Below are 12781 nucleotides of genomic sequence, written 5' to 3' on the forward strand. Positions count from 1 at the left end.
GGTTATTTGATTTTAGCCTTATTGAAATGTTGCATTTTCTTAAGCAGGTCCTGCTGTAATCCTTTTTTGTGGTCAACCATTTGTTTCTTATATGCAGGGGTATAAGTATCAAGATCGCTAACAGTGCTATCCGGATCTTTCGTTACGGCTTCAAGACATTGGATATAAGCTGCCACAATTAATTGGATGACCTCCTCCTTAAAAAGCGCCGAGCGGTATTCCACGGTGCCCGACAACTGTTTCTGTCCAGACCTCATCACCAGGCTCAGGTCAAACTTAGAATTGATCTCCCCGGGCACTACCCTTGCCACCTTCAATTGTTCCTGCTCCAGTTTACGGAAAGCGTCATCACCGTCATTATTCAGTACGAACCTGGCCTGAAAAAAAGGATTAAGGCCGGGCTGCCTTTCATAGGACAGATGATTAACCAATTCTTCAAACGGCATATCCTGGTGGGCAAAATCTTCCAGCAACTCTTTACTGCTGCGTTCCAGCAGGGTGGCAAATTTCTCTGATGGATCTATCGATGTCTTCAAGACGATCGTATTGACAAAAAAACCGACCACGGGTTCCAGGTCACTGTGCCTGCGACCGGCAACAGAGGTACCCAGCATAATTTGCCGCTGGTGGCTGACATGGTACAACAATACATTAAATGCTGTCAGTAAGACGGAGAATAAGGAGGTCCGTTTTTCAACAGCCAGTTCCTTTACAGCTTCATACAATGACAGATCTACCGAAAAAACAAACCCTTTACCTGCAGAAGATGTAGTGGCCGACCTGCCATTGGACAGCGGCAAATGTAAAACCGGCATCTCACCATCCAGTCTTCTCTTCCAATATGCGATTGTGTTTTCGAATGCCTCACTGCGGAGAAAACTATTTTCCCATTCTGAGAAATCGCGGTATTGGAGATGAATAAATGGAAGTATGGGCTCCTTCCCGGCGCTTAACGCATAATACACTGCTATCCACTCCCGGATAAGTAGTTCCATTGACCAGCCATCGCTGATAATGTGATGCATGATCAACATCAACAAATACTTATTCTCCTGCAATGCCAGTACTTTCAAGCGAAACAACTGCTGATCATAAAGCTCAAAGGGAATACTGTTTTCCCTGTTTATCAATTGCTGTACGGCCGCGTCAGAAAACATTTCATTGGATGATGCGAATTCAAAGTTAGTCAGCCCTGTGGCCAATATTTTTTGCCTTGGCAGTCCTGCTCCATCTATAATAAAAATGGTCCTGAGACTTTCATGCCGTTGCACAAGATGCCGGAAGGCCTGCTCCAATATGGGGATCGACACCTCGCCTTCTATCATTAATCCTCCTGAGATGTTGTATGACGCTTCGTTGCCCGGCACCTGGGCAGCCATCCATAACCTTCTTTGATTGGGAGACAATTCATAATCGTTCCTTTCCAATGCTTTTGGAATGACCAGGTGCCCATCTTCTTTCTGCTTCTCAATAACAGCGGCCAGCCCCTGAATATCAAAATTATTGAAGATGTCCTTCAATCCGATTGTCCTGTTCAACTGCCGGTCGATCCTGTTGATCAAACGGATGGCAATAAGACTGTTACCGCCCAGTTCAAAAAAATTGTCGGTCACACCTATCTGCTGTCGTCCCAGCAAATCCTGCCATATTGCTACAAGTTGCCGTTCCAGTTCATTACGCGGAGGTACAGCTGCTGAAGCAGCGCTATGTATTTCCTGCGGTTCCGGCAAGGCACGCCGATCAATCTTTCCATTAGATGTGAGTGGTATTTTTTCCAACTCTATGTACAGGGAAGGGATCATATAAGCGGGTAAGCACGCTTTCAGGAAGGAATGAAGCGCGTCTCTCGTATAGTGGGGCGTTGTGACTATATAGGCCACCAGCTGATTATTCCCCAATACATCCTGCTTTGCGAGCACTGCACATTGCCTGATACCATTATGCTTCTGAATGACAGTTTCTATTTCTCCGGGTTCCACCCTGTAACCTCTTATTTTGACCTGGGAATCAATGCGGCCCTTAAACACTATGTTTCCGTCGGCCAACCTTCGTACGCTATCACCAGTACGATAAAGCCTTCCGCTCCCGCTGAATATATTGTCAATAAACCGCTCCCGGGTTAGCTCCTCCCTGTTAAGATATCCTTTTGCTACGCCATCGCCCCCTATTAAAAGCTCACCCCACACGCCAACCGGGCATAGCGAAAAGTTGCTATCGACTATATATGCCTGGCTGTTTGAAAATACCTGTCCGACCGGCACTGACCCGTAATTCCTGCCGGGTTCCACTACGTGCAGCAATTTACCGATGGTTGTCTCCGTAGGCCCGTAGTGATTAATGATCGTCAATCCGGGTGCAGCTTTATGAATGGCCCTTACGATCGCACCACTCAACTCCTCCCCGCCAAATATGATCATCCGGGCGGGCAACAGCAATGCTCCATCTGTTTCAAGCGTCTTCCAGTAAGAAGGTACTATCTTGATACAATCAACAATATGGTCTTTAAAATATTGATGGAGACGTCCCGGATTTGTCAGCATCTCTTTCGGGAACAAGTGAAGACTGCCTCCTGAAAGCATGGCGCTGAATATGACTGTGTTTCCAAGATCAGTGGAGATCGTAGACATCAATCCAAAAGTGCCGTTGGACTTAATGGTTGTTTTGGAAAAAATCCCAAAGGTATAGTCCACTACGTTGCGGTGCGTGACCATCACGCCCTTGGGCTGGCCGGTGGAACCTGAGGTATAGATGACATAAAGGGTATCATCCGGCGCCAAACTAAGTGCCGGCGACCCGGCAGGTATATCCCAGGTTACTTCATCATCTATCCGTAGCACCTGCAACGATGCATGATGGTTCAATGCAGTACATGCCTTATTACTTACGGCCACGCTGGCCTGCGTATCTGCAATGATATAATCAATCCTTTCGGCAGGATAATCCGTATCTACAGGTACATATGCAGCACCGGCCTTCATTATTCCTAAAATGCCTGCCAGCATCATCTCCATGGCATCATCCAGGCAGATGATCACCATATCACCTTTTTTAACGCCTTGATCCACCAGGCGATGTGCAAGCCTGTCGGAAGCTTCCTTTACCTTGCGGTAGGTAAGCGATCTGTCTCCAAACACAATAGCAGTTGCATCAGGAACGCGGAGGGCCTGCTCTTCAAATAATGTGACGATGGTCTGCTCCCGCGGATAGTTGTTTTGAAAGTTGTTAAACGTGAAGCGAAGCTGTTGCTGCTCTTCCTTTGTAAGGATGGTAAGCTCCGCTGATTTCCCTTCAGGACGCCGTACAACATCATGCAGCAAAGTCCTGTAATGCGCAAAAAGGCGGTCTATCGTTTCTGACAGGAATAGTTCAGTACTGTATTGGATGGCAACCTGTAATCCCTGTGCTTCTTCTGTTATATTAAATGCCAGGTCGAAGCGACAGGTCTTTTGCACAAAAGGCAATAAAGAAAAATTGATATCTCCTGTTGTCCATTTGTCTACCCGCTCATTGTTCTGCAGTGCGAACAATACCTGGAAAAGGTCTGCCTGGTTAAAGTTCCTGTCTCTTTCCAGATTACCAACTACTTTTTCAAAAGGCACATCCTGGAAATTATATGCTTCCAGTGTAGTTTCCTTCACTTTGGCCAGCATTTCCCTGAAAGAAATTTGTCCATCCAGGCTACTGCGCAATACAATCGTATTTACAAAAAAACCGATCAGGGGCCCGATCTCCAGTTGGCCACGGTTGGCTACAGGAATGCCCACTGCAATATCTTCATGGCCGGAATAGCGGTATAGTAATATTTTAAAAGCTGTGAGCAGGGTCATAAAAAGAGTTACATTCTCTCTCGCTGACAGATCTTTCAGTTGTTGGGTCAGCTCCTTTTCAATGCTGAAGTAAAGTGTATTTCCTCCTTCTCCTCTTGCACCATATCTTTCAGCATCAGCAGGAAGAGACAAGGGTTTCATTCCATTCAATCTATCCTTCCAGTAAGCGAGCTTCCCATCCAAAAGCGATCCTGAATAGTATTTCCGCTGCCATACTGCATAGTCCCGGTATTGAACCGCCAGCGGCTGCAGCGCCGGAATGCGTTGTTCTTTCTCAGCCTGGTAGTATTCAATCAGCTCCCGTACAAATATTGGCATGGACCATCCATCTGCTATCATGTGATGCATCACAATGATCAGGATGTGCTCCTGTTCAGATATGGCCAAAAGGCAAACACGGATTAAATAGTCCTTTGCGAGATCAAAAGGCTTTTGCAGCGCTTCTTCCACAAGCGTGTCATAAGCGCCTTTAAACGCCGGGATATATTGCAACTGCCAGTTACCTGCTGTTATTATCTCCTGGAAGGCCTCACCTTTCTCTGACCTGATCACCGTTCTCAGTATTTCATGTCTTTCTATCAAATCAAGAAACGCTTTTTCAAGCAGGGCCTTTTCCAGTTTTCCTTGTAGCTGCAGTACGACCGGTAAGTGATATGAAAGGCTACCTTCCAGCTGATGGATCAACCATAGGCGCTCCTGTGAAAAAGACAATGGTATCTTTTCCGGACGTTCCTGCGGCAGGATATGGGGAAGCACAGCCTTAACAGCATGCTGCTTTATATAATGCCCTAAAAGCCTGATGGTTGGATTTGCAAATAAGGTACTGACAGGTATATCTATTGAGAAGTCATTCCTGATAGCCGATCCTACACGGGTGATCATCAGGGAATTTCCTCCCAGTTCAAAAAAATTGTCGGTAACGCCCACCTGCCCCAGGCCCAGTATTTCCTGCCAGATAGCAGCCAAATGTTGTTCTGTTTCCGTTTCAGGAGCGCTATAGGCCTTCCTGATAACATCCTGACCGCTTACATCCGGCAAAGCCTTTTTATCTACTTTTCCATTGGGGGTAAGCGGCAGCGCTTTGATCTTCACAAAAAAAGAGGGGATCATATAGTCCGGCAGCAGCTTCATGAGCTCCTGCCTTAACCAGGCTTTATCAATGAGCTCTGAAGAAACGTAATACGCTACCAGCGAAATCTCTCCTTTTACCGTACGGGCCATCACAGCCGCCTGGGTGATAGCCTTTGAAACCCGGAAAAGCGCATCCTCAACTTCTCCCGGCTCTATACGGTGGCCTCTTATTTTCACCTGGTCATCCGCTCTTCCGTAAAATTCAATGTTGCCATCCTTTAACCATCTTCCCATATCGCCGGTATCATACATCCTTTCCCCCGCTGCAAAGGGGTTGGCAATGAATTTCTCACGGCTGATCTCAGGTTTACCCAGGTACTCCCTGGCCAGGCCCACCCCGGCCACATATATCTTTCCAATGATACCGATAGGTACCGGTTGCAGGCTGTCATCAAGAATATATACTGAAAGATTTGCAATGGGCTTCCCTATCGGAATGTTCACACTATCCTGGTCCTTATCACCGACCCGATAGGTAGAAACACATACTGCACATTCTGTAGGTCCATAAGCGTTAAAATAAGCCACCTTACGTGCAGTGGCAACTGCTTTAGCCGGACGGGCAGCCTCACCAGCGGTAATGATACACCTGAGGCCCTCTATATCGTCTTCACTCAGCAAATCCAGGAAGCTCGGGGGAAAAGTAACCACACTGACTTCCTTTGCCTTCATATAACGGATCAGGACATCCTTATCCTTTATCATCTTCTCATCCGGTACTATGATCGCTGCGCCGCAATACAGGGCCATAAAGACCTCAGAGATTGATGCATCGAAAGAAAGCGGAGCGAATAACAATACCTTGTCGTGCTGCGTTACAGAAAATATGCGGATCTGGTCCAGCGACATATTTACATTGCTCCGGTGTGCGATCATTACCCCCTTGGGGTGGCCGGTTGAACCTGATGTGTATATAATATAAGCAAGGTGGACGGGCCTGATGCTTATGTCCAGGTTTTGCTCAGGCTCCTGCCGGAGATCGATAAGGTCATAATTTATCCTTGTAATACCAGCATCAGCTGCATCCATTTCAATTCCCGAAAGGGTCAGCAATAGTTTCACCTTGCTGTCACCGATGATATACCTGATACGATGTGCGGGGTAATCTGTGGCTATGGGTAAATAGGTTGCCCCTGCTTTCAGAATAGCTAATATTCCTATAACGGTTATATCAGACTTAGGTATCATTAATCCAATGATCTCCTCCGGCTGAATTGAAAAATGCGTCTTGAAGTAATGCGCCAGTTTATTGGCAGCGTTGTTCAGAGAAGCATAGGTATATACTTTATCCTTATAAACAAGTGCGGTTGCATTGGGAGTTTTCAACACCTGCTCTTCAAAGATGTCTACTATTGTTTTCTCTTCGGGAAAAGGATATTGCGTTTTATTAAATTCAACCAGGATGGTATTCCGTTCGGCATCAGATAATAAACTCAGCTGATCGTACCTGGTGTTGATATGCTGTTCGAGGTTTGTAAGCAATGCACCGAAATGTTGCAGAAACTGGTCTGCTATAAAAGGCGCTACATCCCGTACGTCGCTTGTCAGTGTTATATGCAGGTCATGCTGATCATTCACCGCGATGTGCATCCCGATCCTATCTACCTGGAGCAGATCGGCATATGGATGGATAGGGCTAAAAGAAAAACCGTACTGCAAGTTGCCTGCCAATGATCGACCAAGTCCTGCCAGCCGTTGTTCCAGGACGGCAGGATCATAGTCCTTAAACTTCAGCACTTCCTGCAGTTCTGTCTTGACCAGTCCTGTAATGTCCCTGAGCGTATTATCATTTGCAGTAACTGTTTTGAAATACAAATAGCGCTCTTTTAAGGCGCAGAAAGATCCATGTTCAATGTCGGGGGTTACAATAATGTTCTGATACGCCGGAAAATATTTCCTCAGTAGTGAATGATATAATGAATGATATATTACAAACTCCGACAGGGGGTTGCCTTTTGTCCTGGAAACAATATACTGAATGTCCTTCCCGCTGATGATGTGATCATAGCGCGCGTGCTTCCGGGCATGTTCTGCAGGTACTATATTATTTTCACCGGGTAAGACCTTTGCTACCCAGTAGTCTGTGATGTATTTCTTTGAAAGCGCTGTATCGTGCATGTCTTATATTTTAATGAATTGCCTGAAGGATCATATTTAGTGACTGGTCTGCACGATAGCCACCTGCCACCGTTAATCCCATGCGCACTATGACAAGATCTTTCGAAGGGATAATAAATACATTTTGTCCCTGGAACCCATTTGCATAGTACATATCATCAGGCGCATGCGGGTATGCGCGGTTGGCCGCTCCTTTCTTCTTTCCCGTGTTCAGCCAGAACAGGTAGCCATAGCGGTCAAAGTTCTGTGCCGCAGCAGGAGTTACAGATTGCGCTATCCAACTGGCCGGCAATATTTGTTCATCATTAAAATATCCTTTATTCAGGTACAGCAATCCAAACCTGGCCCAGTCACGGGCTGATGCATATATATAAGAGGAGCCTACATAAGTACCTGATGCATCTGTTTCCCACACAGTATTGTACATTCCCAGCTTATAAAACAATTCCCTGTATGGCAGCGCATGATAATCATGTATTCCCACCACCTTTCGTATGAGATCCGAAAGGATATTTGCATTGCCGCTTGTATAGCTGAACTTTGTACCCGGGGTTGTTGCCAGCGGTAAATGAGCTGCATAAGCCCCCATATCTGCTTTCTGGTACAGCATAATTGTAGCGTCTGCGCTCTTCGAATAGCTTTCTTCAAAAGAAAGGCCGCTGCATTGTTGTAAAAGGTTCTTCACGGTAATTGCATGGCGGGTATCTTTTTCATTATTCCACTCATTGATAGCAACGCAGGTGTCGGGGTTAACCAACCCTTTCTTTACCAGTAGTCCAATTACAGCACTGGTCACACTTTTCGCCATGCTCCAGCCCAGCAACCTGGAGCTGCTGGTAAATCCAGGTGCATATCTCTCCGCAATGATCTGCCCTTTATATACTACCAGCACGGCCCTCGTCTTCTTCAGCCGTTTCGTATTCTGCTCAGCAAAAAGAAAGTCGACCGCCTCCCTGATCTTTGCTGTATCGACATTCGGCGGAATCGTATCTGCTACTTTATCGCCAAGTGGCCACGCAATGTCATGACGGTCTGTCAATGGGCGGAGGGGCAGGCTAAATGCCTGCCTGCGGATATCATTTTCGCTCAGCTCACTGACAAGTGTAGCACCGCGCCCCGAAACGAAGAAGGCTTTCCGGCTGTACAGTCCCCATACGGATGCAGTCACCGATGAATCTTTATAATTAACCTGACAGGTGCTGAGGCTCAGCGGAAATGAGCGCAGGTCTTGTTGGGATACATCTGCAGGCGACCGTCCTCCGATAAATACTTCAGAGCACATCATCTTTGCGCTATAGCCATTCACAATAGGCAGGATCTTATTACAATAGATCACCAGGACAATTAGTCCGGAGATCAATAAGGTCAGAAGGCATAAAGAGACTATTTTCCTGGTTTTCATATTTTCTTATTTCGCGGGTGTATTAACAATGACTATAACATCTCCTGCTTGTCTTTATACTGATTTTGCGCCTGCATCAATAATTGCAGGTACCTGTTCTGCTCTGCGAGCAATTGCAGGATCTTCTCTCTGCGGGCGGTTTCATTTACAGGCATTTCGCTGTTGTCAGTGCTAAAAAATTCGGCGACCGGGGTATTGGTATATTCTGCTATTTTCACAAGATCGTCCACATATATTCTCGTACGGTTGCTCTCGATCTTTGAAAAGTAGGATTGAGAAACATCGAGCACTGCAGCCAGTTCATCCTGTTTAATACCTAGGCAAATGCGGATTTTCCTTATCTGGGTTCCAATTTTCATATTTCACATTGTTAAATGATGATAGTTTGATCGCGCTATGTTAGCTTGCATCAGCTTATTTGCCAGGTTTGACGCCTGTACGCGTAATTCGGGCACTGCAGTCGTTTCCCATAATACTCCCTTTGCAGGAGCGCCTATGGTATAAAAACAGCCGGACGTAATACCATCACTGTTTACCAGGGCACCATCTTCCTGGCATTGAACGCCCAGGCGCATGGCATCTGTGATCAATAAGCCTTTCCGGAGTAAATTCTTCACCAGTACATGTTGTATCCGGTTATAATCCGTAGCCGGCCCCATACAATTGATGATCACCTGCGCTTCAAGGCGCTGCGTATGCCTGGTATGTCTCTTCCGGTAGGAAATTTTGAACTGCCCCTCTTCCGCAAGCGCTATCTCTTCGATCCTGCCACCCATTATAATCGCCTTCTCTTCCGATAGCCACGGGAAGATGATGTCGGCGCTGGACGGAGGCATACGATGCCTTGCCGTATCCCACCAGTGACGTAAATGCTCGATAAAGGCCTGCTTCTCGCTACCCGGCAGCGATGCCCATAAACGCTGGTTAAAAGGCCTCAGTGAGTCGATCACTGCACGCCAGTCCGCTCCTGTCTGCAGGTGTTTCCTGACTGTCTTAAACATCCCCAAAGCTGTGCTATGGCCTTCCATCTCTTCCCCGAATGATGGATAAACACTACACGTCTTATGCACTGCGGGCAACAATCCATGCTTGGACAAAGCATATATCTTTCCATTATGTCCTGCATTATGCAAACTGATCAGGGTATCTGTCATGGTTAAGCCGGTACCGATGATAAAAATGCTTTCATCGCCGCGGAGACGATCGGGGATATTGACTTCCCAGGCAGAGTGATAATAGTTGGGCGACTGTTGGTAAGTGGTATCCTTCAGTGGTAAATGTGCTGACGCAAAGGTGCCCGTAGCGAGGATAAGCTTATCAAAATACACCAGTGCCCCATCTTTCAGCAGCACAGCTTTGTGCTGCATATCCACATCCACGGCCTCTGCCTGCAGCAACTGCACATTCGTTCCATTGGGCCGGTGCCTCATCAGTTCATTGAAAGTATCGAGAATATAATCCCGGTAAAATGTTCTCGGAACAAATGAGGAAGGATCAAAGTCATAGCCCTTCTTCAGTAACCAGTCAGTAAAATGATGCGGCATTTCTGCAAAAGCACTCATATTGCCTGCAGGCACGTTAAGCAGATGATGAACATTTTTTGTAGCATAAGGTACACCTACGCGATCCACCTGCTCTTTCTCAAGCATGACTATCTGTAGCCCTCCATTCTTATTGAACCGCAGAAAGCTCATTAGCAGCAAGTATCCGCTAAGCCCGCCTCCTATGATAACGATCTTTTCCATAATCCTTTTTATTTACAGGTATGCTTTGTCAAAAGCGAGCCGGGGTATATAGGCGGCTACTTCCAGGTATTGAATGATCTTTTCCACGGAGGCATTAACAGTTTCAATATCTGTATAACAGATAACTTCCGGGTCCAGGGGTTCTTCATATGGATCATCTATGCCGGTAAATGCCGTCAGTTCCCCGTTACGGGCTTTCCTGTAAAGCCCTTTCACGTCCCTGCGCTCACATTCCTCAATGGGGCATTTGACGTACACTTCTATGAACCCGTTTATTCTTTCCCGTACCATATTCCTTGTACTGCGATAAGGAGATATGGCAGATACGACCACAGCCACTCCGTTCCTTGAAAGCAAGCCGGCCACAAAGCCGATCCTCAGTACATTGGTGTCCCGGTCTTTCCGCGAAAAGGATAATCCCTGGGAAAGGTGTTCTCTAACAACATCCCCATCCAGCATTTCACTGGGCAACTGTCTTCCTTTCAATTCCTCTATGAGCTTCTCTGAGATGGTTGTTTTACCGGCGCCGCTGTAACCGGTAAGCCATATAGTAAATCCTTCCTTTTTCATAAGCTATATTGTAAGGATTGCGCATCAGCAACTACTTTTATCCATTCCTGATTATAGATAGTATCAAGATAGGCATCACCTCTGTCAGGACAGATGAAAACCACTTTAGGCATGTTGCCGGTTGGCGGATGTTCTTTGAAGTACTTTTTCACGGCACCATAGGAGGCTCCGGAAGAGGCCCCTGCAAACAGCATGTGCTCATCTACCAACTCATGACAGCCTTCGATAATATCCGTCTGTGGCAGGTGAATAACTTCGTCTATCTCTGCATGGTTGACCAGCGGGGGGACTATACTGGATCCTATACCGGAAATAAACCTTTTTTGCGGTTTCTGCATGAAGATCACAGAGCCTTCTACATCAATGGCAATGATCCTGATGCCGGGAAACTCTTCTTTCAGTCTTTTGGATAGTCCCGCAATGGTACCACAGGAGCTGACGCCAATAAAAGCATAATCCAGCTGCTCAAAACTGTCAGCGATCTCTTTACCCATAAATTGATAGTAGGCCTGGGCATTGTGTTTGTTCTCGTATTGGTTCGGCCAGAAAACATTTTGCTGGGTTTCGCAGAGGTCATGTACTACTGCCAGTCTTGTGAGCAGGTAACCGCCGGTTTCGTCCTGCCTGGTCACCTTGATCACTTTCCTGCACAGGTACCTGAGCAACTGCTCATATCCGGGGTTAATATTGGGATCTATTACCGGGATAAAATCTATTCCTAAAAGCTTACTGAACATCGCCAGTGCAATGGCAAAGTTGCCGGAACTGGATTCCACAATGGTACTATTCTGATCTATAATGCCATTTTCAATAGCCTTGTAGAGGATATGAAAGGCAGGGCGGCTCTTAATACTGCCGGCAAAATTCCCGAATTCAAGTTTGGCATACAGGTCCACATGCAATCCCTCAACAGAGAGCTTACGCAAGGGGGTATTACCAATAAAAGGTTGTACCGATTTAAGTTTGTCCAACATTTTTGTAAATTTTGATGTATGGGTATACGTGGAGAAAGGGTTAATCTTCCAGCAGCACGCCTGCTTTTTGTTCCATAGCAAGGTGGTAGTAATGACTGGCAATGGCAATATCAAAAACGGCCATTCCCATGGGGTTAAACATGATCACACTTTCCGGATCAAGGTTGTCGAGCAGGTGATCACAGATAACATTTGTAAGTGTCACAGTGTCGCTCTCCCCGAGCCCGGTGGTCCGGTGCATATTCTCAATATCTGTATTCTCCCTGCATACCTCTTCCCAGTCATCCACCACTATCATATTCACCCAATTCCTGTATGCAGGCACATAGTCCCGGAGAGATACATTCAACTGCAATGAACCCGGTTTCGGTGGCAGGTTTACATATGGCTTTGCAGAAACTGTACAGGTAATAAATATGTCCGCATTCTCGTATGCAGCTTCCCAATTGTCTGAGATGGTAACCTTGTCTTTTAAATGCGTTGGTATCCGTGTTTCATCTACGCCCTGCAGATCAAATATGCGTATATCCAGTTCCCGCCCTTCTGCTACTGCACCCAGCATCTGCAGGTGTAGCTGCCCGATGGGCCCAAACCCGGTGATACCAATGCGCAGCTTATTTTTCATGGGCCTCAGCTGCAGGTATTCATCCAGCAACACACCTGAAACGGCGGCCGTACGTATACCGCTGATAAGTGCGGTGTTGAATATGCAAAGCGGTATGCCGGTATCAGCCTCATTCAGGATGGTAACGGAATGGGCGCGCTGCAGCCCCTTTTTCAGGTTACCCGGAAAACTGGCGATCCACTTGATACCAGCCATGGATATATTGCCTCCAACATATGCAGGCATGGCGATAATGCGGTTTATTACATTACGATAGCGCAGGTATGGTTTTACAGGTTGTGCCACATCCGCATCCTTCATCACATGCAGGGTATCGCGTATCACTCCAAGCTGCTTTTTCCATTGGATGCCTATATATTCTATTGCATCTTTGTTCAGGTACAACATAA

The 12781-nt window shown here is 46.5% G+C and carries 7 protein-coding genes; all 7 read right to left on the reverse strand.

Going from position 1 to position 12781, the window contains the following annotated elements; all coding sequences use genetic code 11:
- Positions 1-2: 2 nt before the first annotated feature.
- The 7 genes from MYF79_RS28080 to MYF79_RS28110 are packed head-to-tail and all read right to left on the reverse strand — an operon-like array spanning position 3 to position 12779.
- A complete protein-coding gene (locus MYF79_RS28080; protein WP_247811187.1) occupies positions 3-7076 on the reverse strand; it encodes an amino acid adenylation domain-containing protein in 7074 nt (2357 codons plus the stop codon).
- A 10-nt stretch (positions 7077-7086) separates the two neighbouring features.
- Positions 7087-8478 carry a serine hydrolase domain-containing protein gene (locus MYF79_RS28085; protein WP_247811188.1) on the reverse strand — a complete coding sequence of 464 codons (1392 nt, stop codon included), beginning with the start codon at positions 8476-8478 and terminating at the stop codon, positions 7087-7089.
- Positions 8479-8510: 32 nt separating this feature from the next.
- Positions 8511-8837, reverse strand: coding sequence for a helix-turn-helix domain-containing protein (locus MYF79_RS28090; protein ID WP_199652733.1), 327 nt, complete (start codon positions 8835-8837; stop codon positions 8511-8513).
- A 3-nt stretch (positions 8838-8840) separates the two neighbouring features.
- Positions 8841-10223 (reverse strand): FAD/NAD(P)-binding protein, encoded by a 1383-nt coding sequence (locus MYF79_RS28095; RefSeq protein WP_247811189.1) that lies wholly within the window; start codon positions 10221-10223, stop codon positions 8841-8843.
- Between the two features lie 12 nt (positions 10224-10235).
- Positions 10236-10793: an adenylyl-sulfate kinase gene (cysC, locus tag MYF79_RS28100; RefSeq protein WP_199652735.1), complete on the reverse strand. Its 558-nt coding sequence runs from the start codon at positions 10791-10793 to the stop codon at positions 10236-10238.
- On the reverse strand, positions 10790-11767 hold the full coding sequence (gene sbnA, locus MYF79_RS28105) for a 2,3-diaminopropionate biosynthesis protein SbnA (RefSeq protein ID WP_247811190.1): 978 nt from the start codon (positions 11765-11767) through the stop codon (positions 10790-10792). The genes cysC and sbnA overlap by 4 nt, the downstream gene beginning before the upstream one ends.
- Positions 11768-11807: 40 nt before the next feature.
- A complete protein-coding gene (locus MYF79_RS28110) occupies positions 11808-12779 on the reverse strand; it encodes a 2,3-diaminopropionate biosynthesis protein SbnB (protein ID WP_247811191.1) in 972 nt (323 codons plus the stop codon).
- Positions 12780-12781 lie beyond the last annotated feature (2 nt).

It is taken from the genome of Chitinophaga filiformis (assembly GCF_023100805.1).
In the GTDB taxonomy this organism is placed as follows: Bacteria; Bacteroidota; Bacteroidia; order Chitinophagales; family Chitinophagaceae; genus Chitinophaga; species Chitinophaga filiformis_B.

Excerpts from the sequence above, each read along its gene's own strand:
- sbnA (WP_247811190.1), bottom strand. The coding sequence starts at position 11,767 with ATGTTGGACAAACTTAAATCGGTACAACCTTTTATTGGTAATACCCCC.
- cysC (WP_199652735.1), bottom strand. The coding sequence starts at position 10,793 with ATGAAAAAGGAAGGATTTACTATATGGCTTACCGGTTACAGCGGCGCC.
- MYF79_RS28085 (WP_247811188.1), bottom strand. The coding sequence starts at position 8,478 with ATGAAAACCAGGAAAATAGTCTCTTTATGCCTTCTGACCTTATTGATC.
- MYF79_RS28110 (WP_247811191.1), bottom strand. The coding sequence starts at position 12,779 with ATGTTGTACCTGAACAAAGATGCAATAGAATATATAGGCATCCAATGG.
- MYF79_RS28095 (WP_247811189.1), bottom strand. The coding sequence starts at position 10,223 with ATGGAAAAGATCGTTATCATAGGAGGCGGGCTTAGCGGATACTTGCTG.
- MYF79_RS28080 (WP_247811187.1), bottom strand. The coding sequence starts at position 7,076 with ATGCACGATACAGCGCTTTCAAAGAAATACATCACAGACTACTGGGTA.
- MYF79_RS28090 (WP_199652733.1), bottom strand. The coding sequence starts at position 8,837 with ATGAAAATTGGAACCCAGATAAGGAAAATCCGCATTTGCCTAGGTATT.